Raw genomic sequence first — 23958 nt, 5'->3', positions numbered from 1 at the left:
GCTAGGCCGTGGCGGTCCGGGTGGCGGGCCGATCATCGGTGCGGCGTCCGCCGGGCGCCTCGAAGGTGTAGTCGTTCAGGTCGAAATGGGCTGCCCGCCAGGCGGCTTCGGGCGTGCTCATGGCCCGCAGCGGGACGTCCCCGTTCTTGTCGAAGTAGTAGGAGTTGGCCAGCGCGCAGCTGTCCTGCCAGAACACCTGGGTGCCGCGCCGCGACATCATCTCCTGGAAGTACCGCTCGTTGGCGGCGGCGGTGACCTCCACCCGGGTGGCGGCGTCGCGGCGGGCCTGGCGGAGCAGCCGCAGGATGTGGGTGGTCTGCATCTCGATGAGCGTGAAGTAGGAGGCCCCGTTGTAGCCGTAGGGCCCGATGATGGTGAAGAAGTTCGGGAAACCGGGCACGCTGACGCCCTCGTAGGCCTGCAACCGGTGGGTGTCCCACCAATCCTCCAGTCGCAGTCCGCCACTGCCGTGCAGGTCGAAGGTGGGCATATTGCCCGACTCCATGACCTTGAACCCGGTGGCCATGATGAGTACGTCGACCTGGTGGTGGCGGCCGGTGGTGCGCAGACCGCTCGCGGTGATCTCGGTGATGGGATCGGTTTCGAGGGTGACGTTGTCGCGGTTGAAGGTCTTCAGATAGTCGTTGGAGAACGACGGCCGCTTGCAGCCCAGCGCGTAGTCGGGGGTGAGTTTCGCGCGAATCTCGGGGTCCCGCACCTGATCCCGCAGGTGCGCGAGACCGGTGCGCTCGCCGAGCTTCACGATCGGCAGCACCTTGTAGTAGTGCGCCGACAGCGGGAAGGTCAGTTCCACGAACGCCTGGCTGATCCAGCGGGTGAGGAACTGCCCGCCGGGCAGCCGCATCAGTGCGCGGGCCACCGGCGGCATGGGCGCGTCGGGCCGCGGCAGGCACCAGATCGGCGTGCGCTGGAAGACCACGAGTTCCGACACTCGCGGCGCGATCTCGGGAATGATCTGGATGGCCGAGGCCCCGGTCCCGATGATCCCGACCCGCTTGCCGCGCAGGTCGATGTCGTGATCCCAGCGCGCGGTGTGCATGGTGACGCCCCGGAACCGTTCCGCCCCCGCGATGTCCGGCAGTTTCGGGCGGGTCAGCACCCCGGTCGCGCCGATGAGAAAGCGGCAGGTCAGCTCGTCGCCGTCACTGGTGCGCAGCCGCCACAGGTGCAGGTCGTCGTCGAAGTCGGCGCGTTCGATGGTGGCGCCGAACCGGATTCGCGGCCGCAGCCCGTACTTCTGCACGCACCGCTCGGCGTAGGCCTTCAGCTCCCGGCCCGGCGCGTACACCCGCGACCACGAGCTCTGCTTCTCGAACGAGTACTGGTAGCTGAATGATGGAATGTCCACGGCGATACCGGGATAGGTGTTCCAGTGCCAGGTCCCGCCGGGCCCGTCGGCCTCGTCGATCATGACGAAGTCGTCGAATCCGGCCTTGCGCAGGGCGATCGCGGTCCCGATCCCCGAGAATCCCGCTCCCACGATGACGATCTGATGATCGACGACGGTCCTTGTCACGATGCGTCCTCCGCGTAGATGATGCAGTCCACCCGATGCTCGACACCGTCCACGGTGCGAATCCCGAGCGGCGCCGGCCGGGCGATGGGCCAGCTGATGAGCGTGCAGTGGGGCTGCCGCAGCGCCCGGTAGTAGCGACTGTGCACCCGCACCCCGGCGGGCTTGTCGGGGGTGAGTTGGCGGCGCTGCCACGAATCCCCGATCTGCACCCGCAGATTCGCGGCGGCCACGCGGCGCAGCACGGCCTGCCCGGGGAGCGCGGCGAGCAGGTCCGCGGGCGCCAGGCGCAGCAGCGCGGGCAGGCCGGGCAGCGGCGGGGCGGGCAGGATCCACAGCGGGTCGTGCTGGAAGACGGTCACCCGGCGGGCCCGGGCCACGACCGGCGGCACCACCCGGGCCAGGGCCGGGCCGCCGCCGACGACCGCGACGTGCAGCCCGTCGAGTTCCCGCTGATCCCGCCAGTGCGCGCAGTGCACCGTCGGCCCGGCGTAGGGGGCCCGGGCCCGGCCGGAACCGTCCCGGATCGGCGCGGTCATTTCGCCACCGGCTCGTAGGTCAGGGCCTTGGACCAGGACGGCGTGCGGCGGCGCAGCAGTCGCCCGGGGACGCTGTCGATGGCCTTGTTCAGGGCGTCGTTGAGGCCCTGGATCGGTTGCAGGCGATTGATGGTGGCCATGCCGTGCAGGCGGACGACGTGGTAGAGCGGCAGCCGCTTGATGTCGGGGCTGCGTTCCCCGGCCTTCTCGTAGCGGCGCACGGCATTCCAGAGTTTCTCCTCGTCGAGCCCCATGGCCATGATGTTGGTGGACATCCGCGACAGCAGCGGCGTGTACAGCAGCGCCCCCATCAGCAGGTTGGGGCGCAGGGCGAACCCCGCCGTCTCGATGGCGATGCGCCGCATCGGTCCCGCGCCGAGCTGCTCGAGCACCTGGAACCCGACGGCCAGGTGCCGGGACTCGTCGCTGTTGATGTGCCGGAACACCTCGTGGCACAGGGGATCCCGGACCTCGTCGAGCAGGAACTTGACCAGCGCCCCGTCGAGCGCGCACTCCAGGGACGGGATGACGGTGCCCAGTACCGGCAGCGACAGGTGGTCGCCGTACCGGTCCAGCCACTGGATGACGAGCTGAATGTTCTTGTTGGGCAGCGGCATCGCGTCGCCGTCGAGCATGCCCCAGCGGCGCATCAACGCCAGTTCGGCATTGGCGTGCTTCTGCTCCTCGGCGTGGAAGTGCCGGTAGATCTCCTTGAGCGGGCCGTCCGGCGCGTGCAGCGTGAGGGCGGCGAAGCCGCGCGCGCCCACGTGCTCGATCCACACCAGGTCGGCCATGAAGGTGGTCAGCGCCGGGCGTTGCTCATCGGTGATGAGCTCGGCTCCCGGTGCGTCCCAGTCGATGTCGGCCAGCGCCCACTGCCGGTCCCGGACCACGGTGAGCATGTCGGAATACGCGAACGCCATTGTTCTGCTCCTCGCTGCATGGCTACCGCACCAGCCGCTCCAGTAATCCGGCGGCGCGGGTGTAGGTTTCGGGCAGCAGTCGCTTGGACTGCCAGATCGCCTTGGCCTCGAACTGCGGGACCACGTAGAGCTGACCGTGGTCGACGGCGTCGAGGGTGGCGCGGGCGATGGCCGCGGGCGGGCGTCCGGTCCAGCGCAGCAGGCGGTCGCCCCACAGCTGCACGGTCTCGTCGCCGATCGAAACGCCCTCCAGGATATTGGTTCTCACCCCGGTCGGGCAGAGCACGGTGACGGTGACGCCGGTGCCGGACAGCTCCGCGGCGAGCGTCTCCGACAGCGCCAGCACCCCGGCTTTGGACACGTTGTAGGCGGCCATGCGCGGCGCGGACCCGAAGGCGGCGGCCGAGGCGACGTTCACGATGGACCCGTGCCCGGCGGCGCGCAGCCGGGGCGCGAAGACGTGGCAGCCGTGGATGACGCCCCACAGGTTCACGTCCAGCACCTGATGCCATTCCCCGGGCGGGGTCTCGCCGATGACGGTGCCGCCGCGGCCGATGCCCGCATTGTTGACCACCAGGTCCGGGCTCTTGCCGAACCATTCCTCGGCGGTGTTCGCGAGCGTGGTGACCTGGTCCAGGCTGCTCACGTCGCAGCCGGTGTCGAAGGCCTTGCCGCCGATGTCGCCGACCAGTTCGGCGGTCTCGCGGGCGCGGACGGGGTCGAGGTCGGAGCAGACGACGCGTCCACCCCGCTTGCCGATCTCGAGGGCGAAGGCGCGGCCGATGCCGCTGCCCGCACCGGTCACCACCGCGTCCGCCTGTCGAGTGCGGTGGGTCCCGCCGAAAGGATTGAGTCGCATGGGAACTCCCGGGAGCGTGCCATCCGGGCAGTCAAGTGGTGGCGTGTGCCACCACTGGCCGCACCTGCCACCAATTAGGCTCCGGATGCGCTATTTTGTCAACTATGGACGTGCCCGCGACGGCGACGACCGACCTGTCCGCGACACCCGCCCGACGTGGCGGGACCTGGGGTGGCCGCACCCAGGAGCAGCGCCGGGCCGAACGCCGCGAGCGGCTGATCGCGGCGGCCCTGGACATCTGGCTCGAGCACGGCTGGGCCGCGGTCACCATGCGTGGCGTGTGCACCCGTGCCGGCCTCAACGACCGCTACTTCTACGAGCACTTCGCCGACCGCGACGACCTGCTGGGCGCGGTCTGGGACGAGGTCGGATTCCAGGTGCTGAGCGAACTGTCGGCCGTGGTCGCCGACAATCTCGCGCACCCCGCGCTGGGCATCCTGCACCTGGCCATCGCCCGCGCCGTGGAACTGCAATCGGAGGGCCCGGCCCGCATCCTGTTCGGCGATCACTCCGGCAGCCGTGTGCTCGAACAGCGCCGCACCGCCCTGCTCACCGAGGCCACCGACCTGCTCATCGCCACCGCCCGCCCGTACCTGCGCCCGGGCGTCGACGAATCCGATCTGCGCATGGGCGTACTGATGAGCATCGGCGGCTTCATCGAACTGCTGACCGCCTGGCGAGCCGGGATCATCGAGGCCGATGCCGCCCGCATCGTCGATCACGTCAGCCACGCGGCCGATCTGCTCGGCGCGGAATACCTGGCTCTGCCCTGACCGATACCCGGCCAGGCCCCGGCCGCCGTTATTTGATCGCCCACACCATCGATTCGGGCCCGGCGAGGTGCTCGGTCTGCGGGTCGCGGAAGCCCGCGTCGGCGAGCCAGCCGCGCAGGTCGGCGGCGGTGTAGTCGAAGCCGCCGGGCGTCTCGATCAGCATGTTGAGGCTCATGAGCAGGCCGGGCAGATTGGTCCGGCGATCATCGTCGATGAGGGATTCGTAGACCAGGATCGCGCCGCCCTCGGGCAGCGCGCGGTAGGCCTTCTCCAGCAGCATGCGCTTGGTGTCGAGATCCCAGTCGTGCAGGATGTGGCCGAAGACCAGCACATCGGCTTCCGGCAGTTCCTCGGTGAAGAAGTCCCCGGCCCGGAAGCCGCTCCGATCCGCCACCGGGGCAATGTAATCGGTGAAGATCGGCTCGACGGGGGCCAGGTCGTAGCCGATGCCGTGCAGGTGCGGATTGGTCTCCAGAACGGTGCGCAGCAGCGCGCCCTGGGCGGTGCCGATATCGGCGACGGTCTTCCAGCGCTGCCACGGGAAGACCTCGGCGATGACGTGCGCGCCGGGCAGCGACAGCCCGGTCATGGCGCGCTGAAAGTCGTAGAGCCGCTCGGGATCCCGGTACAGCTCGGTGAACAGGTCGCGGCCCTCGCGGGCCTCGTTCTGGGGTAGCCCGCTGCGCAGGCCCTCGGTCAGACGGCCCCAGAAGGGGTACAGCCGCGACGCCGCCATCTCCAGGAAGCCGCCGACGTACTCGCTGCCGGTGCTGTCCAGGTAGGTGGCGGTGTCGGCGGTGTTGGCGTACCGATCGTCGGTGCGCCGCAGCATCTCCATGGCGACGAGCGCGTCGAAGAAGTCACGGGCGGACCGCGGGTGCAGGCCGAGTTCGCGCCGCAGCTGCTCGGCGGTCAGCTGGCGATGCCCGAGCACCGTGAACACCCCGAGTTCGACGGCGCTGAGCAGGGTCCGGGACTCCCAGAAACCCATTCCGATCCGCAGGATCCGCTCCATGGCGCATCACGATAGCCAGCGCGCCGCCCCGGCACGGCCGGACCCGGCAAATTCGGAGCACCCGAACTGGGTCAGAGCATGTCGAGCCCGTAGATCCGTTCGGCATTGCGGCGGAACACCTGCTCGATGGCCTTGTCGTCGGCCCCGTGCCCGGCCAGCGCGGTGGCCACCGCGCTCGCGGCGTTCGGGATGCTCGTAATCGGCTTGTCCACCGGGAAATTCGAGCCCCAGATCAGCCGGTCCGCGCCGAAGACGTCCAGCGCGTGCTCCAGCATCGGCGAAATCCGTTCCACCAGTACCGGAACCGGCGTCGGCTCGCCGCGCTTGGGCACCGGGTGGCCGAGGATGGGCATCATCAGCCCGCTCACCTTGGACACCACATTGGGGTGCGCGGCCAGCGCGGTGAGATCGTCGCGCCAGCGCAGGAACAGCTCACGCCGCTGTCCCGGGGTCTTCCCGGTCTCGCGCCCGACCGGCCCGAAAATGCCTGCGGGCGTGGCGAGATGGTTGAGCACGATGGTGGTGTCCGGATACCGCTCGGCCAGCGCCGTCACCTCGGGCAGCTGACCGGAGTACACCCACGCCTCGAAGTTGAGTCCGCGGTCGGCCAGCGCGCCGAACCCGTTGAGGAAGGCGGCGGAGGTCAGCGTGCCCGGCGTCTTGCGGGTCGCCCGCACATCCCGGTCCGGGTGGTATTCGACGCGGGACCGCACGCCCCGGAACCGCGGGGACGCCGCCTGGTGCGCGTCCAGCAGTTCGGCGAATTCGGGCGCGGTGGGGTCGGCCGCGCCCATGATCGCACCCAGGGCGGGGGTGTCCACGCCCCACGGCAGGCTCGCCACCCACCGGGTCTCGTCGACGGGCCCGAGCGGGCCGTTGCCGACCCATTCGACCTCGATGTGCACGATCGCCTCGACCGGCACGTCGCCCGCGTCGGTCTGGTAGTCGCGCGGCAGATAGGGGTGCATGACCGGCGTGGGATCCCCGGCGAACTCGCGATCGCGGCGCGGCGCGAGCCGGGTGGCCCAGTCGATCGGCACCGGTACGTACCGGAAAAGCTTCGCCAGCGCGCTGAACCCGCGCGGCGTGGTCATCGGATCCCACTGGTGAATGTGCGCGTCCACCACGGTCATTCCCGCAAACTCCATGGGGTGCCTTCCGTCGGGGCCAGCCTGTCCGGATTGTTCCACAGAGACGGCCGTGCCGCGCTCGCCTGAGCGAACGCGGCACGGAGTTTGCCCGGGGACGTGGGGTGGTGCGTTACGGCAGCACCTGCGGGATGGCGTCGGGATTGAGCAGGCCGATCAGCGCGCCGATGCCGCCGCCGATCAGGGCGCCCAGGGCGGAGCCGCCCAGCGCGCCGGGGATGGAGCCGACGACCGAGCCGAGCGCCGCGCCGCCCGCGCTGCCGGTGAGGGCGCCCGCGGCCGCGCCGTTGAGGGCCGGGTCCGGGAACATCGCGTTCGGGTTGGTGGTCACCGGATCCAGCGGAATGCCCTCGGAGACCGGGGTGACCTGGATCGGCGCGCTGTCCGGGGCCTCGGCGCTCGCCGCGCCGGCGAACAGGGTGGCCGCCGCCGCGAGCGACATCGTGATGGTGGCGAGCTTGGCGGTGGTTCTCATGGTCGTTCTACGCATGATCGTCTTCCTGTCAGCCGCAATCGAACCGAACAGTTCCGGTATAGCCGAGAAATTGCTGCCAATCGGAAATTGCCATACACCCTGGGCGGTGTGGGTACTCGCCAGTGCGGGATCGCGGGCGAAAGTAATAGCGCCCCGCTATATTTCGAAATATGGCGGGGCGCTGTCGGTCAGCGGGTCAGGGTTTGATCAAACGTTGCGGCGATACTGGCCACCCACGGTGAAGAAGGTGTCGGTGACCTGCTGCAGCGTGCACACCCGCGCGGCGTCCATCAGCACCTCGAAGGCGTTCTCGTCGCTCGCTGCGGCCGCCGCGAGCCGGGCCAGCGCGGCGGGGGCCTCGTCGCGATGCCGCTCGGTGAATTCGCTGACCCGTTGCAGCTGAGACTGTTTCTCGGCCTCGGTGCCCCGCGCCAATTCCAGTACCCGATGTTCTTCCTCGTGCGGATTGCGGAAGGTGTTGACCCCGATGAGCGGCAGGCTCCCGTCGTGCTTGCGGCGCTCGTAGAGCATGGACTCGTCCTGGATCCGGCCGCGCTGATACCCGGTCTCCATGGCGCCCAGCACCCCGCCGCGTTCGCTGATCCGCTCGAACTCCCGCAGCACCGCCTCCTCCACCAGATCGGTGAGCTCGTCGATGACGAAGCTGCCCTGCAGCGGGTTCTCGTTCATCGCCAGCCCCCACTCCCGGTTGATGATGAGCTGGATGGCCAGCGCCCGGCGCACCGATTCCTCGGTGGGCGTGGTGACCGCCTCGTCGTAGGCATTGGTGTGCAGGCTGTTGCAGTTGTCGTAGATCGCGATCAGCGCCTGCAGGGTGGTGCGAATGTCGTTGAAGCTCATCTCCTGTGCGTGCAGCGAGCGCCCGGAGGTCTGCACGTGGTACTTCAGCTTCTGCGACCGTTCGCCCGCCCCGTACTCGTCGCGCATGGCGATCGCCCAGATGCGCCGCGCCACCCGGCCGATCACCGAGTATTCGGCGTCCATGCCGTTGGAGAAGAAGAACGACAGATTGGGCGCGAAATCGTCGATGTCCATGCCGCGCGCCAGATACGCCTCCACATAGGTGAAGCCGTTGGCGAGGGTGAAGGCCAGCTGGCTGATCGGGTTCGCCCCGGCCTCGGCGATGTGATAGCCGGAGATGGACACCGAGTAGAAGTTGCGAACGCCGTTGCGCACGAACCACTCCTGGATGTCGGCCATCATGCGCAGGCTGAACTCGGTGGAGAAGATGCAGGTGTTCTGGCCCTGATCCTCCTTGAGGATGTCGGCCTGCACGGTGCCGCGCACGGTGGCCAGGGTGCGGGCGCGCAGGTCCGCGGCCTCCGCGTCGGTGGGTTCGCGGCCCTGCTCGGCCGTGAACTCCTCGCGCGCTTGATCGATGGCGGCATTGAGGTAGTAGGCCAGGATGGTCGGCGCGGGCCCGTTGATGGTCATGGACACCGAGGTGCTGGGCGCGTCCAGATCGAATCCGGCGTACAGCGCCTTCATATCGTCGAGCGTGGCGATGGAGACCCCGGACGTGCCGACCTTGCCGTAGATGTCGGGCCGCTCCGCCGGATCGTGCCCGTACAGGGTCACCGAGTCGAATGCCGTCGAAAGTCGTTTGGCGTCGGCGTGTTCGGACAGCACCTTGAACCGGCGATTGGTGCGGAAGGCGTCGCCCTCGCCCGCGAACATGCGTGCCGGATCCTCGTTGTCCCGCTTGAACGGGAACACCCCGGCCGTGAACGGGAACCGTCCGGGCAGATTCTCCGACCGCAGGAAGCGCAGCAGCTCACCGTGATCGGTGAAGCGGGGGAGCGCCACCCGCGGAATCGAGCTGCCGGACAGGGTCTCCCGGCGCAGCGCGGTCCGCAGCTCCCGGTCCCGGACCCGCACCACCTGCTCGTCGCCGCGATAGGACTCCGCGACGGTGGGCCACTCCGCCAGCAGGGCGGCGTTCTCGGGCGCCAGCTCCCGCTCGGCCCGGGCGAGCAGATCGCGCACGGATTCGTCGTCCGGCAGTTCGGCGAGCACCTGCTCCACGCGCTGCACCCGCTGCGCCGCCTCGATCTGCCGGGCGGTCGCCGCGTGGTAATCCCGGACCGTCTCGGCGATCTCGGCCAGGTAGCGCACCCGCGCGGGCGGAATGATCTGCGCGAACCGCGTCGAGGCGCGGGTTTCCACCCGGGGCAGCACGCCCTCCTGCAACGGCAGTCCGCGCTCGGCGAGCAACCCGGTCAGGTGTTGGTAGAGCGCCGTCACCCCGTCGTCATTGAACGTGGCCGCGCTGGTGCCGAACACCGGCATGTCCTCGGGCAGGGCGTGGAAGTCCTCGCGATTGCGCACCAGCTGCCGCGACACGTCCCGCAACGCGTCCTCGGCCCCGCGCCGCTCGAACTTGTTGATGGCCACCACATCCGCGAAATCGAGCATGTCGATCTTCTCGAGCTGGGAGGCCGCCCCGAACTCCGGCGTCATCACGTACAGCGACACGTCCACGTGCTCGGCGACGCCCGCGTCACCCTGTCCGATGCCGGGGGTCTCCAGGATCACCAGGTCGAATCCCGCTGCCTTGCAGGCGATCAGCATGGCGTCGATATTGTTGGGCACCTCGCGCTCGCCCCGGGTGGCCAGGGACCGGAAGTAGACGCGTTCCCCGTCCAGGGCGTTCATCCGGATCCGGTCGCCGAGCAGCGCGCCGCCGCCGCGTCGCCGGGTGGGGTCCACCGCCAGGATCGCGACCCGCAGCTTGTCCTGCTGGTCGGTGCGCAGCCGCCGCACGAGTTCGTCGGTGAGAGAGGACTTTCCGGAGCCGCCGGTCCCGGTGATGCCGAGCACCGGCACCTGCCGCGCCGCCGCCGCGGCGGTCAGGGCGGCCAGGTCGTCCTCCGGCAGCGTCCCCTGTTGCAGGCAGGTGAGGGTGCGGGCCAAGGCCGCCCGATCCCCGCCGAGTACCGCGTCCACCGGGGCCGGCGTGCGCGAAAGATCCTCGTCGCACGCCGAGATCAGCTGATTGATCATCCCCGGCAGTCCGAGCCGCTGCCCGTCCTCGGGGGAGAAGATGATCACCCCCGACTCCCGCAGGCGCGCGATCTCCTCGGGAATGATCACCCCGCCGCCCCCGCCGAAGATCTTCACGTGCCCGGCCCCCGCCTCTTTCAAGGCCTGCGCCAGGTACTCGAAGTATTCGATGTGCCCGCCCTGGTACGAGCTGACCGCCACCCCCTGCACGTCCTCGGTGACGGCCGCGTCCACGACCTCGCGCACGGCCCGGTTATGCCCCAGATGAATCACCTCGGCTCCCTGGGCCTGGAGGATTCTTCGCATGATGTTGATGGCCGCGTCATGGCCATCGAAGAGCGCAGCGGCGGTCACGAACCGCACTGGATTAACCGGGACATGCAGATCTGGCATGCCAATCCTCCGCACGGAGAGCCTGTAGGTGCTGTGAATTATCCCACAGCCAATACTTGGATGTCCAACTATAGGATCGCCACATACCGCGCAATCGGCGCGCAAGCTTCGAGACAGGACTGGCATGGTTCGCGAACTGACTCACTTCATCGACGGCAAGCACGTAGAGGGAACTTCCGGGAAGTTCGGGGACGTCTTCAACCCGAGCACGGGACAGGTCCAGGCGCGGGTGCCGCTGGCGAGCAAGAGTGAGGTCGAGGCGGTCATCGCGAACGCGGCCGCCGCGCAGCCCGCCTGGGCCGCCACCAATCCGCAGAAGCGGGCCCGCGTGCTCATGAAGTTCCTGACCCTGGTGCAGGACGAGATGGACTCGCTGGCCGCCCTGCTCTCCGCCGAGCCCGGCAAGACCATCGCCGACGCCAAGGGCGACATCCAGCGCGGCCTCGAGGTCATCGAGTTCGCCGTCGGCATCCCGCACCTGCTCAAGGGCGAGTACACCGAGAGCGCGGGCACCGGCATCGACGTCTACTCCATGCGTCAGCCGCTCGGCGTGGTCGCGGGCATCACCCCGTTCAACTTCCCGGCCATGATCCCGCTGTGGAAGGCCGGACCGGCGCTCGCCTGCGGAAACGCCTTCGTGCTCAAGCCTTCCGAGCGCGACCCCTCGGTGCCGCTGCGCCTCGCTGAGCTGTTCCTCGAGGCCGGACTGCCCGCGGGCATCTTCAATGTGGTCAACGGCGACAAGGAAGCCGTCGATACGCTGCTGAACGACGAGCGGATCAAGGCCGTCGGCTTCGTCGGCTCCACCCCGATCGCGCAGTACATCTACGAGACCGCCACCGCCAACGGCAAGCGCGCCCAGTGCTTCGGCGGCGCCAAGAACCACGCCATCGTGATGCCCGACGCCGACCTCGACGATGTGGCCGACCAGCTCATCGGCGCGGGCTACGGCTCCGCGGGCGAGCGCTGCATGGCCATCTCGGTGGCGGTGCCGGTCGGCGAGGAGACCGCGGATCGCCTGCGCGCCAAGCTGGTCGAGCGCATCGGCAAGCTGAACGTCGGCCTCTCCGACGACCCGGGCGCCGACTTCGGCCCGCTGGTCGGCCGCGACGGCGTGGACCGCGTGAACAACTACGTGCAGATCGGCGTCGACGAGGGCGCGGAGCTCGTCATCGACGGCCGCGGCCTGGTGGTCGAGGGCGGCGAGGACGGATTCTTCGCCGGCGCTTCGCTGTTCGACCGCGTCACCCCGGAGATGCGGATCTACAAGGAAGAGATCTTCGGTCCCGTGCTGGCGCTGGTTCGCGCCCAGGACTACGAAGAGGCGCTGCGCCTGCCCAACGAGCACGAGTACGGCAACGGCGTCGCCATCTTCACCCGCGACGGCGACACCGCCCGCGACTTCGCCGCCCGCGTGCAGGTCGGCATGGTCGGCATCAATGTCCCGATCCCGGTGCCGATCGCGTACCACACCTTCGGCGGCTGGAAGCGGTCCGGCTTCGGCGACCTCAACCAGCACGGCCCGGACTCGATCCGCTTCTACACCAAGACCAAGACGGTGACGCAGCGCTGGCCTTCCGGCATGAAGGAGTCCAACGCCTTCGTCATCCCGACCATGGACTGACGCTGATGTTCGTACTGGACGAGGACGAGAAGGCGATCGTCGAGACCGCCCGCTCCTTCGCCGACGAAATGCTCGCGCCCAACGCCCTGGAATGGGACGAGCGCAAGCACTTCCCGGTGGACGTACTGCGCAAGGCGGGCGGGCTCGGCCTGGGCGGCATCTACGTGCGCGAGGACGTGGGCGGCTCGCAGCTGCGGCGGCTGGACGCCGTGCGCATCTTCGAGCAGCTGGCCACCGGCTGCCCGTCGGTCGCCGCCTACATCTCCATCCACAATATGGCGACGTGGATGATCGACACCTACGGCGATGAGACGCAACGCAATCGGTGGCTGCCGGGGCTGACGTCCATGGATCTGCTGGCGTCCTACGCGCTGACCGAACCGGGCGTCGGCTCCGACGCGGCGGCCTTGAGCACCAAGGCCGTTCGCGACGGCGACGACTACATCCTCAACGGCGCCAAGCAATTCATCTCCGGGGCGGGCTCCAACGACGTCTACGTGATGATGGTGCGCACCGGAATCGAAGGCGCGCGCGGCATCTCGGCGCTCATCGTCCCCGCCGACACCCCCGGTCTCTCGGTGGGGCCGAACGAGAAGAAGATGGGCTGGAACGCCCAGCCCACCCGGCAGGTCATCCTCGAGGACGCGCGCGTTCCGGCGGCCAACCTGCTCGGCGCGGAGGGCGACGGCTTCAGGATCGCCATGAACGGGCTCAATGGCGGACGGCTGAACATCGCCGCCTGCTCGATGGGCGGCGCGCAGGCCGCACTGGACCGCACGGTCGCGTACCTGGCCCAGCGCAAGGCCTTCGGCTCCCGGCTGTTGGACAACACCGCCCTGCAGTTCCAGCTGGCCGATATGCGCACTTCCCTGGAGGCCGCCCGCACCCTGCTGTGGCGGGCCGCCGCCGCCCTGGACGCCGACGCCCCCGACAAGGTGGAGCTGTGCGCCATGGCCAAGCGGTTCGCCACCGACGCCGGGTTCGAGGTGGCCAACCAGGCCCTGCAACTCCACGGTGGCTACGGTTACCTGGCCGAATACGGCATCGAGAAGATCGTCCGCGACCTGCGGGTGCATCAGATCCTCGAGGGCACGAACGAAATCATGCGGGTGGTCGTTGCCCGCTCGGTGGTAGGAGCAGCATGAGTGCTGAGACGTCGAAAAGCGTGGTCAAGGAACCCGAGGTTCTGGTCGAGAAGCGCGATGGGCTGGGCCTGATCACCCTCAACCGGCCGCGGGCCATCAACGCGCTCAACCACCCGATGGCGCTGACCATTCTGGACGTGCTGCGGGCCTGGGCGGACGACGACGAGGTGCGCGCGGTCGTGCTCACCGGCGCCGGGGAGCGCGGGCTGTGCGCGGGTGGCGACATCGTCGCCATCCACAACGACGCCAAGGCCACTGTCGCGCAGGGTGATTCGCCGCAGGTCGCGGCCGACTCCCCGAGCGGCGTGTTCTGGCGCGACGAGTACATCCTCAACGCCCTGATCAAGCGCTACCCGAAGCCGTACGTCGCGATCATGGACGGCATCGTCATGGGCGGCGGTGTCGGCCTGTCCGGGCACGCCTCGCACCGCATCGTGACCGAGCGGTCCATGATCGGCATGCCCGAGACCGGCATCGGCTTCATCCCCGACGTGGGCGGCACCTGGCTGCTGGCGCACGCGCCCGGCGAGATCGGCACGCACATCGCGCTCACCACCGCGCGCATGTCCGCCGGCGATGCCATCGCGGCCGGATTCGCCGACAGTTTCGTTCCGTCCGAACACCTTCCGGCGCTGCTGGAGGCCCTCGCGACGGCCGACGTCGAGGTGGCCATCGCGAAATTCGCCCAGCCCGCCCCGGTGTCGGAGTTCGTGGCGCAGCAGGACTGGATCGACGCCTGCTACAGCGCCGACACCGTCGAGGAGATCGTGCACCGCCTCGAGATCGACGGCCGCGCCGAGGCCGCCAAGGCCGCCGCCGACGTGCTGTCGAAATCCCCGGTGGCCCTGAAGGTCACGCTGCGTTCGCTCCGCGATGCGCGCCGGGCCGCCGACCTCGAGACGGCGCTGAACCAGGAATACCGGGTCTCCGTCGCCGCCCTCAACACCCACGACCTGGTGGAAGGCATTCGCGCCCAGGTCATCGACAAGGACCGCAACCCGCAGTGGTCGCCCGCCACCCTGGCGGACGTCACCGACGCCGACGTCGACGCCTACTTCGGCGCGCTCGGCGATCGCGAATTGGGTTTGGCCGCACCGAAGGACGAGCAATGAGCACTGACACCAAGGTCGCGTTCCTCGGACTCGGCCACATGGGCGGCCCGATGGCCGCCAACCTGGTCGAGGCCGGATACGACGTCCTCGCCTTCGATCCCGTGCCCGCCGCGCAGGACCAGGCCCGCCAGGACGGCGCGACCGTGGTCGGCACCGCGGTCGAAGCGGTGTCGGCCGCCGACATCGTGATCACCATGCTGCCCAACGGCCGCATCGTGCTCGACCTCTACGGAGACATCCTCCCGGCCGCCAAGCCCGGCACCCTGTTCGTCGACTGCTCCACCATCGACGTCGGCGACGCCAAGCAGGCCGCGGAACTCGCTGTGGCAGCGGGACATCGGGCTCTGGACGCTCCGGTCTCCGGCGGTGTCGCGGGTGCGGCGGCCGGAACCCTCACCTTCATGGTGGGTGGCGAGGGCGCCGACTTCGCCGCGGCGCTGCCGCTGCTCGAGGTGATGGGTGGCAAGGTCGTGCACTGCGGCGGCGCGGGTGTCGGCCAGGCCGCCAAGATCTGCAACAACATGCTGCTGGGCATCTCCATGATCGGGCTGTCCGAGGCCATCGTGCTGGGCGAGAAGCTGGGCCTGACCCACGACAAGTTCTTCGACGTGGTGTCCACCGCCTCGGGCCAGTCGTGGGCGCTGACCTCGTATTGCCCGGTGCCGGGACCGGTTCCGGCCAGCCCCGCCAACAACGACTACCAGCCCGGCTTCGCGACCGCGCTCATGTCCAAGGACATGGGGCTCGCCGCCAACGCGCTGCGCGCCAACGGCGTGGACGGGCAGATCGGGCAGCTGGCGGCGGAGATCTACAACCGCTTCAACCAGAACGAAGCGGGCAAGGACTTCTCGGCTATCGTCACCGATATCCGCACACGATCTGAAGGGGAGACGGCGTGACCGACTTCGAGACCATTCTGCTGGAGCGCAAGGGCCGCGTCGCGCTCATCACGCTCAACCGGCCGAAGGCCCTGAACGCGCTGAACTCGCAGGTCCTGTCCGACATCTCGGCGGCGCTCGACGAGCTCGAGAACGACAACGAGATCGGCGCGGTCGTGCTGACCGGGTCCGAGAAGGCCTTCGCGGCCGGCGCGGACATCAAGGAGATGCAGACCAAGTCCTACATGGACATGTTCGTGACCGACCACTTCGGTGGCTGGGACCGCGTCGCCGCCTTCCGCAAGCCGCTGATCGCCGCGGTCGCCGGCTACGCCCTCGGCGGCGGCTGCGAACTCGCCATGATGTGCGACCTGCTGCTGGCCGCCGACACCGCCAAGTTCGGGCAGCCCGAGATCAAGCTCGGCGTCATCCCCGGCATGGGCGGCTCGCAGCGCCTCACCCGCGCCGTCGGCAAGGCCAAGGCCATGGACCTCATCCTCACCGGCCGCAATATGGGCGCCGAGGAGGCCGAGCGGGCGGGCCTGGTCTCGCGCATCGTCCCGGCCGCCGAACTCGTCGCCACCGCCATGGAGGTCGCCGAGACCATCGCGTCCATGTCGCTGCCGTCGGTGATGATCGCCAAGGAAGCGGTCGACCGCTCCTACGAGACCACCCTCACCGAGGGACTGCGTTTCGAGCGTCGCGTCTTCCACTCGCTGTTCGCGACCGACGACCAGAAGGAAGGCATGACGGCCTTCGTCGAGAAGCGTCCCGCCAACTTCACCAACAAGTAAGCGCGAGAACAACTCTCGAAACTCCCGTGCCCCGCTGCCGATGGCAGCGGGGCACGGTGCTGGGTGGGGTGGGTGGCGTCAGCCGTGTTTGGGCGGGCCGACTACTTCGACGGTCGGGGGCTTGCCGTCGGGGTGGGCGCCGTGGTCCCGGTTCATGGCCAGTCCGCCGACGATGGTGCCGCCGAGCGTGGCGGTAACCGCCACCGCCGCAACGAGTTTGCGGCGGGAGACGGGGGAGACGGGGGCTTCGACGGGCGGCGCGCCCGGGGCCAGGTGCACGCTGCGGATGCTGCGGGCCGACGGGCGTTCGGCGGCCAGCAGGACCGCGCCGCGGGTGGACACGAAATCGGGCTCCGGGTCGTAGATCATCGGGTAGCCCAGCTGGAGTTTCAGTTCGTCGCGGATGCTCTTGTTGCGGGTGCAGCCGCCGAGCAGGGCCAGACCCGCGGGCCGGATGCCGGTCTCGTCGATCATGTGGCGGACGAACGACGCCGAATGATGGATGCCCGCCTCGACCAGTTCGGCGAAATCACTGCGGGTGACCACGGTGCGCTGCCCGGAGATCGGGTCGCAGACGGCCAGTACGCGTTCGGAGGCCAGGGCTTCCTTCTGACGGCGGATGTCGGCCAGATCCAGGGTGACGCCGCCGCGGGTGAGCAGCCAGCGCAACAGGGCGTCGTGGCCGTCCCCGCCCAGGACGGTGCTGCGCTTGGTGGCGAGGACGGCATCGTTCCGGCAGTCGATCTGGGTGAGGGTCAGCCCGGACGCGCCGAGGTCGTACAGCAGGATCGAGCCCTCGGTGGGTAGCTTCCGGGTGAAGCGCAGATATCTGAGCTGAGCCACCGGCTCGTCGATGACGGTCAGGCGATTGCGGCCCGCGGCGGTGCGGACGGCTTCGGCATGGTTGGTGCTGCGACAGGTGACCGCGATACCGGTGATGAACTCGTCACGCTCGGCCGCCGACTTCCGCATCAGCCGGATGGCCTCGAAGACCGCCTCCGCCATGCTTCCGCCGCCGGCCCGGCGTAGGACCTTGCACCGGTCGATGGGAGGCAGGTGCGGCTGGTCGGAATGGGTGAGCATGGCGCGTGCGCCAGCAGCGCCCGCCGACACCCCGAGGACCAGCACCATGGCAACAATGGTGAACCTTTTGCGAGCCGAAGCCAAGACTATGACGCAGGAAATTGGCTGCCGGGTCGCTGGGTGGTTACTGGCCGGCCCATCGGGTGGGTGAGCTACCGGGGTCGAAGTCGCCCGCGCTCTGCCGGAACTCCGCCAGCAATTGCAGCAGCAGCTGCAATCGTTCCGGCGCCAAACCGGTCTCGGCGAAAACTCGCCGGTTCAGTTCGGTGGTGGCCTTGGCCACCAATTCTCTTCCGGCCCTGGTGATTTCGATGAGCGTTGCCCGCCGGTCACTGGGATGTGGCACACGCTTCACCAACTGGGCCGCCTCCAGCCGGTCCACCGTGTTGGTGACCGACGTCGGATGCACCTGCAGCCGGGCGCTCGCCATCGCCATCGGCAGCGCACCGGTTTTGCTGAAACTCAGCAACATCAGTAGCTCGTATCGCGAAAAGGTCAAACCGGACGGCTTCAGCGCTTCGTCCACCCGCGCCATCACGATCTGCTGCGCCCGCACCAGCGAGGTGACCGCCGCCATCCCGTCCGCGACCTCGCCCCAGCCGTGCTCGGTCCACTGGCGGTGCGCCTCCTCGATCGGATCGAGCGGCAGCGGACGGGGACGCGACATGCCCTGATCATCGCATGTCGCGAAGCGCTCGGGCCGCCCCATAGCAATCACGGTGATTCAAACCCTCGGCCTAGGACCCGAACCGGCGCACTATGGACCTCGCCGATGCGGGTGTGACCGAGTGGCCAGGTGGCGGTCTGCAAAGCCGTGTACGCGGGTTCGACTCCCGCCGCTCGCTCCATCGGAGAACGCCTCCCGGGCAATCCGCCCCAGGAGGCGTTCCCTTTTCTTCCGGCCGCCGGGCGCTCAGGAACGGCTGAGGCCCGAAAGGTCGCGCAGCACGGTGTAGTTGCGGTCGGCCGTGGAACCGAGCGTGTATTCGGGTAGCAGCCCGAAGTATTCGCCCCGGGACCGGCTGCTCCAGCGGCGCGCGTCCTCGGTCCGCGTCTTATGGAAATTGGCCATGTACCCGCCCTCGAACAGCCGGAGCAGGGTGTAGCCGCCCGGGTATTCCTTGGTCGCGGCCACTTCCAGGAAATCGACCGGGATCGGCAGGTCGGGGCGGGTGCGGCGATTGCGGTGGGTGTGGCCCGCGTGGTGCAGGAACACACCGGGGGCGTCGCGGTAGATCGATTGCAGCGCGGCGGCATTCGCGGCATCGAGGATGAAACCCGGGCCCGCCAGATTCGACCAGCCGGACTCGGTGGTGACCGGGTGGTGGCCGAAAACCAGGGTGGGACGGTCGGGATCGGCGGTGAGCCGGTCGCGCAGCTCGTCGAGCTGAGGTCGCTCCAGGATGCCGCCGGACCCGTCGAGTTGCGTGGTGTCCAGGGCGATCAGGCGCAGTTCACCGACCTCGTGGGCCGCCAATCGCTGGCGGGGCCCGAAGGAATCGGCCCAGCAGTCGTGGTGATCGGTGTACGGGGTGCACTCCGCGTACTCGGGCCCGACGTGCGGGCGGTCGTGATTGCCGCGGGCCGCGAACCAATCCCGGCCCGGCGCACCCCACCGCGCGAGGTGGGCGTGCACGCCGCGCACCTGCTCGGGCGTGGCCTCCGCGGTGAGGTCACCGGCCAGCACCAGATGGTCGACCGCGCGATCGGGCCGGTGCATATCGTCGAGCAGCGCGGTCAGCATGACCTCGGGATACGGTGTGAGACCGGGCTCTTGGCGCAGGCCCGGCGGCAGGTCGGCGGCGATGATCCCGCTGACCTCCTCACCCAGATGAATGTCGTTGGACAGCGCCAGGGTTCGCAGCAACCGGCCCGGCGGCGGCACCAGCGTGGTGAAGACGCCCTGTGATTCCGGCGTATCCGGCAGTCGCGTGGCCACATTCAGCGCGGGCACGGCCGGAATGCCCGCCGAGCGGGCCTCGAACCGATACGCGCGGCCGGGCTCGAGGCCGGTGACCTCCGCGTAGTGGTAGGCCGTCGGCCGCGAGTCGCCGAAGACCTGCCGCAGGCCCGAACCGTCGGCCGGGCCGAGCCAGACCTCGCTGTCGGTCGCTGCCGCGAGCCCGTCCGCGCCGAGGGTCGTCCAGGTGAGCACCGCCGATCGCTCGGTGATCGTGACGACCTCCAGATCTGTCGCGATCAGCGAATCGGCTTGGGCCCGAGCCGAACCCGGGCGGACCAGCGGGAGCGCGGCGGCCGCCGCGAGCAGGCCGAGGGCCTGGCGTCGATTCGGGCCGCAGCAGCTCATGCCGGTCCTACTTCGCGTCGGTGGAGCAGACCTTCCATACACCGTCTTCCTTGCGGAGGTGTTCGTTGGTGGACCGTTTGCTGTCGGCGGCGCCGGGCAGCGAGAGGGTGCCGAGAGTGACGGCGGTGGCGCGGTCGCCGGTGACGGTGACGCCCTCCACCGAATCCACCTTCATGCTGACCTTGCCCTGGTCCATGGCCTTTCGCTGGGCTTCGGGCAGACCTTGGTACTGGGCGCGGTCGCCCGCGCAGGTCTGGCCGACCGCCTGGGACGCGCCGCCGGTGGAGAGGGTTGCGTAGAAATCGCGCAGTGTGGTCTCGATCCGCTTGGCGTCGCTCGGTGCGGAGTCCTTGCCGTTCAACGTCATCGCGGTGGCGATGCCGCCGCCGACGAGAACCGCGGCCGCGATGCCGATGCCGATGGTGAGAGGGGTGCGCCTGTGCCGAGTCATCGAGGGGCAGATTACAGCGATTCGGTTTCGTCGGCGGGGTGGCGTTTCCGCCCGTGACGTGGGACGGTACGTTGGTTAGGCAAACCTCAGCGTCGAGTGGAAGGACGGTCATGACGGCGGCTCGATGGAAACTGGTGTCAGGCGCATTGGCGGCGATCGCGGTGCTCGGCGCGACCACGGCATGCTCCAGCTCGTCCGACGAGGACAACGAGATCCTGGTCTACAACGCACAGCACGAATCCCTCACCAAGGAGTGGATCGACGCGTTCACCAAGGACACCGGCATCAAGGTGACCATCCGCAACGGCGGTGACACCGACCTGGGCAACCAGATCGTCGCCGAGGGCAAGAACTCCAAGGCCGACGTCTTCATCACCGAGAATTCCCCGGCCATGGCGCTGGTCGAGAACGCCGGCCTGTTCGCCGACGTCGACAAGGACACCCTCGGCCAGGTGCCCGAGCAGTTCCGCCCCTCCACCGGCAAGTGGACCGGAATCGCCGCGCGCTCCACCGTTTTCGTCTACAACACCGGCAAGCTCCCCGCCGACCAGCTGCCCAAGTCGCTGCTGGACCTGGCGCAGCCGCAGTGGAAGGGCCGCTGGAGCGGCGCCGCCGCGGGCGCGGACTTCCAGGCCATCGTGGCCGGGCTGCTCGCCCAGAAGGGTGAGGAGGCGACCCTCTCCTGGCTCGAGGGCATGAAGGAGAACGCGGTCATCTCGCAGAACAACACCACCGTCATGAAGGGCGTCAACTCCGGCCAGTTCGACGGCGGCGTGATCTACCACTACTACTGGTTCAAGGATCAGGCCAAGACCAAGGAGAACAGCAAGAACACCCAGCTGTTCTACTTCAAGAACCAGGACCCGGGCGCCTTCGTCTCCATCTCCGGTGGCGGCGTGCTGAAGTCGAGCAAGCACCAGAACGACGCCCAGAAGTTCCTGAACTACATCACCTCCAAGAAGGGCCAGGAGGTGTTGCGCGACGGCGACTCCATGGAGTACCCGGTGGCCTCCGACGTCGCCGCCAACCCGGCGCTGCCGCCGCTGGCTTCGCTGGACGCGCCCAAGATCGACCCCTCGAAGCTGGACTCCAAGAAGGTCACCCAGCTGATGACCCAGGCGGGCCTGCTCTAAGTGACCGCTCGGACCGCTGTACCCACCCGGGCCACCGGGTCGACCCGGGTCGCCAAGGCACTCGCCTGGCGGCCCGGGTCGCTCGTCACCGTCGCCGCCCTGCTCATGGTGGCGGCGACGCTCGTGCCGTTGGGCTACATCGTGTCCACCCTGGTCTCCACCGGCGTGCACGAGACCGCGGAACTCGTCTTCCGGCCGCGCGTGGCCGAATTGCTGCGCAATACCGCCGAATTGGTGGTCCTCACCGTGCCGATCAGCGTCGCGCTCGGCGTCGGGCTGGCGTGGATCGTGGAACGCACCGACGTGCCGGGCGCGGCCTGGTGGGGGCCGGCCTTCGCCGCGCCCCTGGCGGTTCCGGCCTTCGTCAACAGCTACGGCTGGGTCAGCGCCATCCCCTCGCTGCACGGATTGTGGGCGGGCGTGCTCGTCGCCACCGTCTCCTACTTCCCGCTGGTGTACCTGCCCGCCGCGGCCACCCTGCGCCGGCTCGACCCGGCCGTGGAGGAATCGGCCCGGGCCCTGGGCTCGGGACCGTTCGCCGTCTTCGCGCGGGTGGTGCTGCCGCAGCTGCGGCTCGCGATTCTCGGTGGCGGACTGCTGATCTCGCTGCACCTGCTCGCCGAGTACGGCGCCTTCGCCATGATCCGGTTCGACACCTTCACCACCGCCATCTTCCAGCAGTATCAGTCCAGCTTCGCCGGGGCCGCCGGCAGCACCCTGTCCGGCGTACTGGTGGTGCTGTGCCTGGTGCTGCTCGCCGCCGAGGCCGGGGTGCGCGGGCGGGCCCGCTACGCGCGGATCGGCGGCGGCGCGCAACGCGGCGTCCACCGGATCCGTTTGGGGCTGGGCCGGATTCCCATGCTCCTGGTGTTGTTCGGGGCGCTGGCGGCCACGCTGGGCGTGCCGCTGTGGACCATCGGGCGCTGGCTGAAGATCGGCGGCTCGGCGGTGTGGAACACCGTCGACATCGGCGAATCCCTGGGCCAGACCATCGGTCTGGCCGCCACCGCCGCGGTGATCACCACCCTGTGCGCCTTCCCGGTCGCGTGGGTCGCGGTCCGGTCCACCTCGCGGTTCGCGCGAATCATCGAGGGCGCCAACTACATCACCAGTTCGCTGCCGGGCATCGTGATCGCGCTGGCCCTGGTGACCGTGTCGATCCGCTGGCTGCCCGTCTTCTATCAGACCGCCGCCACCATCCTGGCCGCCTACACCCTGATGTTCCTGCCCCGCGCCCTGGTCAGCGTGCGCGCCGGGCTGGCCCAGGTGCCGATCGGGCTGGAGGAGGCGTCGCTGGCGCTCGGAAAGTCCCCGTCCGCCACGTTCTTCCGCGTCACCCTGCGCCTGACCGCGCCCGCCGCCGCGGCCGCCGCCGCCATGGTGTTCGTCGCCGTGGCCACCGAACTGACCGCCACCCTGCTGCTCGCCCCCAACGGCACCAACACCCTCGCCATGCAGTTCTGGCAGCTGTCGGGCGAACTGGACTACGCCGCCGCCGCGCCCTACGCGCTGATCATGATCATCGCCTCGGTCCCGGTCACCTATCTGCTGTTCACCCAATCCAGGAAGGCGGCGGGATTGTGAGTCGGCTTGTCGTAGACCAGGTTCGCAAGAGCTTCGGGCCGGGAGCGCCGGTCCTCGACGGCATCGGCCTAGACGTCGCCGACGGCACCGCCACCGCCGTCGTCGGCTCCTCCGGCTGCGGCAAGACCACCCTGCTGCGGGTGATCGCCGGATTCGAGCACCCCGACGCGGGCTCGGTCACCATCGGCGGGGAAACCGTCACCCGCGAAGGCTTCTCGCTGCCCGCGCATCGCCGCCGCATCGGCTATGTGGCGCAGGACGGCGCGCTGTTCCCGCACCTGACCGTGGGCCAGAACATCGCCTACGGGCTGGGCGGCGGGTTCGGGGCGAGCCGCAAGCACCGGCAGCACGTGGCCGAACTCCTCGAAATGGTCTCCCTCGACCCGTCTTACGCGGATCGGCGGCCGCACCAGCTCTCCGGCGGTCAGCAGCAGCGCGTCGCGCTGGCCCGGGCGATGGCCCGCAAACCCGCCCTGATGCTGCTCGACGAACCCTTCAGCGCCCTCGACACCGGACTGCGCGCCGCCACCCGCCAGGCCGTCGCCGAAACCCTGCGCGCCGCGGGCATGACCAGCATCCTGGTCACCCACGATCAGGAGGAGGCGCTGTCCTTCGCCGATCAGGTGGCCGTCATGTGCGCGGGCCGCTTCACCCAGGTCGGCACCCCGGAACAGGTGTACGCCGAGCCCGCGGACCTGTTCACCGCCGGATTCCTCGGCGACACCGTGCTGCTCGACGCCAGCATCGGCCCGGTGACCGCCGAGACCCTGCTGGGCCGGATCCCCGTGCAGGCCGACGCCCCGACCGGGCAGGGCGCGATCATGCTGCGCCCCGAACAGCTGCTGGCCCACGCCACCGCCGCCGGCGACGCCGGGAGCGCCACCGTGCGCGCCCTCGAATTCCGCGGCGCCGACGTCATGCTCACCCTCGACCTCGACGGCTCCCCGGAACCGATCCAGGTGCGCCGGGTCAGTGTCGGCGCGCCCGCGGTCGGCGACCGGGTCGACCTCGAAGTCCTCGGCGCGGCGGTCGCTTTCACCTCCGAGCAGTGCGCCGCCGCCGGTCGCGCACCCCGCAACGGCGCCGCGCCCGGCGTGTTCACGGTGCCGGACGCCGTCTCCGCGGTCTGATCACACGTGCACGGGGTCGACTCACGCCGTGCA

The 23958-nt window shown here is 69.3% G+C and carries 21 protein-coding genes and 1 tRNA gene; 10 read left to right on the top strand and 12 right to left on the bottom strand.

Annotation, left to right across the window (positions count from 1 at the left end; genetic code table 11):
* Window position 1 precedes the first annotated feature (1 nt).
* The 4 genes from ACWEOI_RS33190 to ACWEOI_RS33175 are packed head-to-tail and all read right to left on the bottom strand — an operon-like array spanning window position 2 to window position 3855.
* On the bottom strand, window positions 2-1540 hold the full coding sequence (locus ACWEOI_RS33190; protein WP_452362167.1) for a flavin-containing monooxygenase: 1539 nt from the start codon (window positions 1538-1540) through the stop codon (window positions 2-4).
* A complete protein-coding gene (locus ACWEOI_RS33185) occupies window positions 1534-2073 on the bottom strand; it encodes a hypothetical protein (protein ID WP_452362151.1) in 540 nt (179 codons plus the stop codon). Before ACWEOI_RS33185 ends, ACWEOI_RS33190 begins: the two co-directional genes overlap by 7 nt.
* Complete coding sequence (locus tag ACWEOI_RS33180; protein ID WP_433671029.1) at window positions 2070-2996, bottom strand: ferritin-like domain-containing protein; 927 nt, start codon at window positions 2994-2996, stop codon at window positions 2070-2072. Before ACWEOI_RS33180 ends, ACWEOI_RS33185 begins: the two co-directional genes overlap by 4 nt.
* A 22-nt stretch (window positions 2997-3018) precedes the next feature.
* Window positions 3019-3855 (bottom strand): SDR family NAD(P)-dependent oxidoreductase, encoded by an 837-nt coding sequence (locus ACWEOI_RS33175; protein WP_452362150.1) that lies wholly within the window; start codon window positions 3853-3855, stop codon window positions 3019-3021.
* A gap of 104 nt (window positions 3856-3959) precedes the next feature.
* On the opposite strand from ACWEOI_RS33175, the gene ACWEOI_RS33170 reads away from it, so the two are divergent.
* On the top strand, window positions 3960-4628 hold the full coding sequence (locus ACWEOI_RS33170) for a TetR/AcrR family transcriptional regulator (RefSeq protein WP_379272257.1): 669 nt from the start codon (window positions 3960-3962) through the stop codon (window positions 4626-4628).
* A gap of 28 nt (window positions 4629-4656) precedes the next feature.
* Here ACWEOI_RS33170 and ACWEOI_RS33165 read toward each other — a convergent pair whose 3' ends face one another.
* From ACWEOI_RS33165 to icmF, 4 genes are all read right to left on the bottom strand, one after another.
* Window positions 4657-5643 carry a methyltransferase gene (locus ACWEOI_RS33165; protein ID WP_452362149.1) on the bottom strand — a complete coding sequence of 329 codons (987 nt, stop codon included), beginning with the start codon at window positions 5641-5643 and terminating at the stop codon, window positions 4657-4659.
* Window positions 5644-5714: 71 nt separating this feature from the next.
* Complete coding sequence (locus tag ACWEOI_RS33160; protein ID WP_452362148.1) at window positions 5715-6791, bottom strand: amidohydrolase family protein; 1077 nt, start codon at window positions 6789-6791, stop codon at window positions 5715-5717.
* A 112-nt stretch (window positions 6792-6903) separates the two neighbouring features.
* Complete coding sequence (locus tag ACWEOI_RS33155) at window positions 6904-7281, bottom strand: hypothetical protein (protein WP_452362147.1); 378 nt, start codon at window positions 7279-7281, stop codon at window positions 6904-6906.
* 192 nt (window positions 7282-7473) lie between these two features.
* Window positions 7474-10683 carry a fused isobutyryl-CoA mutase/GTPase IcmF gene (icmF, locus tag ACWEOI_RS33150; protein WP_452362146.1) on the bottom strand — a complete coding sequence of 1070 codons (3210 nt, stop codon included), beginning with the start codon at window positions 10681-10683 and terminating at the stop codon, window positions 7474-7476.
* 124 nt (window positions 10684-10807) lie between these two features.
* Here icmF and ACWEOI_RS33145 point away from each other — a divergent pair, with 124 nt between their 5' ends.
* The 5 genes from ACWEOI_RS33145 to ACWEOI_RS33125 are packed head-to-tail and all read left to right on the top strand — an operon-like array spanning window position 10808 to window position 16236.
* Complete coding sequence (locus tag ACWEOI_RS33145; RefSeq protein WP_452362145.1) at window positions 10808-12307, top strand: CoA-acylating methylmalonate-semialdehyde dehydrogenase; 1500 nt, start codon at window positions 10808-10810, stop codon at window positions 12305-12307.
* Between the two features lie 5 nt (window positions 12308-12312).
* Complete coding sequence (locus tag ACWEOI_RS33140; protein ID WP_452362144.1) at window positions 12313-13452, top strand: acyl-CoA dehydrogenase family protein; 1140 nt, start codon at window positions 12313-12315, stop codon at window positions 13450-13452.
* Entirely contained in the window at window positions 13449-14564 is a 1116-nt protein-coding gene (locus ACWEOI_RS33135; protein ID WP_452362143.1) for an enoyl-CoA hydratase/isomerase family protein, read from the top strand. Before ACWEOI_RS33140 ends, ACWEOI_RS33135 begins: the two co-directional genes overlap by 4 nt.
* Window positions 14561-15463 carry a 3-hydroxyisobutyrate dehydrogenase gene (gene mmsB, locus ACWEOI_RS33130; RefSeq protein ID WP_452362142.1) on the top strand — a complete coding sequence of 301 codons (903 nt, stop codon included), beginning with the start codon at window positions 14561-14563 and terminating at the stop codon, window positions 15461-15463. The genes ACWEOI_RS33135 and mmsB overlap by 4 nt, the downstream gene beginning before the upstream one ends.
* The gene (locus ACWEOI_RS33125) at window positions 15460-16236 is read left to right on the top strand and encodes an enoyl-CoA hydratase (RefSeq protein ID WP_452362141.1); all 777 of its coding nucleotides are present in this window, start codon (window positions 15460-15462) and stop codon (window positions 16234-16236) included. The genes mmsB and ACWEOI_RS33125 overlap by 4 nt, the downstream gene beginning before the upstream one ends.
* A 78-nt stretch (window positions 16237-16314) precedes the next feature.
* On the opposite strand, the gene ACWEOI_RS33120 is transcribed toward ACWEOI_RS33125, so the two are convergent.
* The gene (locus ACWEOI_RS33120; protein ID WP_433671049.1) at window positions 16315-17367 is read right to left on the bottom strand and encodes a hypothetical protein; all 1053 of its coding nucleotides are present in this window, start codon (window positions 17365-17367) and stop codon (window positions 16315-16317) included.
* Between the two features lie 76 nt (window positions 17368-17443).
* A complete protein-coding gene (locus ACWEOI_RS33115) occupies window positions 17444-17986 on the bottom strand; it encodes a MarR family winged helix-turn-helix transcriptional regulator (protein WP_452362140.1) in 543 nt (180 codons plus the stop codon).
* A gap of 107 nt (window positions 17987-18093) precedes the next feature.
* On the opposite strand from ACWEOI_RS33115, the gene ACWEOI_RS33110 reads away from it, so the two are divergent.
* Window positions 18094-18167, top strand: a tRNA-Cys gene (locus ACWEOI_RS33110).
* 65 nt (window positions 18168-18232) lie between these two features.
* On the opposite strand, the gene ACWEOI_RS33105 is transcribed toward ACWEOI_RS33110, so the two are convergent.
* Both ACWEOI_RS33105 and ACWEOI_RS33100 read right to left on the bottom strand, forming a co-directional pair.
* Entirely contained in the window at window positions 18233-19627 is a 1395-nt protein-coding gene (locus tag ACWEOI_RS33105; protein WP_452362139.1) for a metallophosphoesterase, read from the bottom strand.
* A 7-nt stretch (window positions 19628-19634) separates the two neighbouring features.
* A complete protein-coding gene (locus ACWEOI_RS33100; protein WP_357097756.1) occupies window positions 19635-20078 on the bottom strand; it encodes an Rv0361 family membrane protein in 444 nt (147 codons plus the stop codon).
* Window positions 20079-20188: 110 nt separating this feature from the next.
* Here ACWEOI_RS33100 and ACWEOI_RS33095 point away from each other — a divergent pair, with 110 nt between their 5' ends.
* Genes ACWEOI_RS33095 through ACWEOI_RS33085 form a run of 3 tightly spaced genes read left to right on the top strand, consistent with a single transcriptional unit; the run spans window position 20189 to window position 23925 of the window.
* Window positions 20189-21211: an iron ABC transporter substrate-binding protein gene (locus ACWEOI_RS33095; RefSeq protein ID WP_433671053.1), complete on the top strand. Its 1023-nt coding sequence runs from the start codon at window positions 20189-20191 to the stop codon at window positions 21209-21211.
* Window positions 21212-22795, top strand: coding sequence for an ABC transporter permease subunit (locus ACWEOI_RS33090; RefSeq protein ID WP_433671055.1), 1584 nt, complete (start codon window positions 21212-21214; stop codon window positions 22793-22795). It begins immediately after the preceding gene.
* Window positions 22792-23925, top strand: coding sequence for an ABC transporter ATP-binding protein (locus ACWEOI_RS33085; protein ID WP_452362138.1), 1134 nt, complete (start codon window positions 22792-22794; stop codon window positions 23923-23925). The genes ACWEOI_RS33090 and ACWEOI_RS33085 overlap by 4 nt, the downstream gene beginning before the upstream one ends.
* Window positions 23926-23958 lie beyond the last annotated feature (33 nt).

This window comes from Nocardia sp. NPDC004340, from assembly GCF_053602575.1.
Note: the sequence above shows the minus strand (reverse complement) of the source record. Positions and strands in the feature narration are given on the sequence as shown.

Excerpts from the sequence above, each read along its gene's own strand:
- ACWEOI_RS33170 (WP_379272257.1), top strand. The coding sequence starts at position 3,960 with ATGGACGTGCCCGCGACGGCGACGACCGACCTGTCCGCGACACCCGCC.
- mmsB (WP_452362142.1), top strand. The coding sequence starts at position 14,561 with ATGAGCACTGACACCAAGGTCGCGTTCCTCGGACTCGGCCACATGGGC.
- ACWEOI_RS33160 (WP_452362148.1), bottom strand. The coding sequence starts at position 6,791 with ATGGAGTTTGCGGGAATGACCGTGGTGGACGCGCACATTCACCAGTGG.
- ACWEOI_RS33145 (WP_452362145.1), top strand. The coding sequence starts at position 10,808 with ATGGTTCGCGAACTGACTCACTTCATCGACGGCAAGCACGTAGAGGGA.
- ACWEOI_RS33165 (WP_452362149.1), bottom strand. The coding sequence starts at position 5,643 with ATGGAGCGGATCCTGCGGATCGGAATGGGTTTCTGGGAGTCCCGGACC.
- ACWEOI_RS33105 (WP_452362139.1), bottom strand. The coding sequence starts at position 19,627 with ATGAGCTGCTGCGGCCCGAATCGACGCCAGGCCCTCGGCCTGCTCGCG.
- ACWEOI_RS33095 (WP_433671053.1), top strand. The coding sequence starts at position 20,189 with ATGACGGCGGCTCGATGGAAACTGGTGTCAGGCGCATTGGCGGCGATC.
- ACWEOI_RS33180 (WP_433671029.1), bottom strand. The coding sequence starts at position 2,996 with ATGGCGTTCGCGTATTCCGACATGCTCACCGTGGTCCGGGACCGGCAG.
- icmF (WP_452362146.1), bottom strand. The coding sequence starts at position 10,683 with ATGCCAGATCTGCATGTCCCGGTTAATCCAGTGCGGTTCGTGACCGCC.
- ACWEOI_RS33140 (WP_452362144.1), top strand. The coding sequence starts at position 12,313 with ATGTTCGTACTGGACGAGGACGAGAAGGCGATCGTCGAGACCGCCCGC.
- ACWEOI_RS33135 (WP_452362143.1), top strand. The coding sequence starts at position 13,449 with ATGAGTGCTGAGACGTCGAAAAGCGTGGTCAAGGAACCCGAGGTTCTG.
- ACWEOI_RS33175 (WP_452362150.1), bottom strand. The coding sequence starts at position 3,855 with ATGCGACTCAATCCTTTCGGCGGGACCCACCGCACTCGACAGGCGGAC.
- ACWEOI_RS33155 (WP_452362147.1), bottom strand. The coding sequence starts at position 7,281 with ATGCGTAGAACGACCATGAGAACCACCGCCAAGCTCGCCACCATCACG.
- ACWEOI_RS33120 (WP_433671049.1), bottom strand. The coding sequence starts at position 17,367 with ATGGTGCTGGTCCTCGGGGTGTCGGCGGGCGCTGCTGGCGCACGCGCC.
- ACWEOI_RS33115 (WP_452362140.1), bottom strand. The coding sequence starts at position 17,986 with ATGTCGCGTCCCCGTCCGCTGCCGCTCGATCCGATCGAGGAGGCGCAC.
- ACWEOI_RS33100 (WP_357097756.1), bottom strand. The coding sequence starts at position 20,078 with ATGACTCGGCACAGGCGCACCCCTCTCACCATCGGCATCGGCATCGCG.
- ACWEOI_RS33185 (WP_452362151.1), bottom strand. The coding sequence starts at position 2,073 with ATGACCGCGCCGATCCGGGACGGTTCCGGCCGGGCCCGGGCCCCCTAC.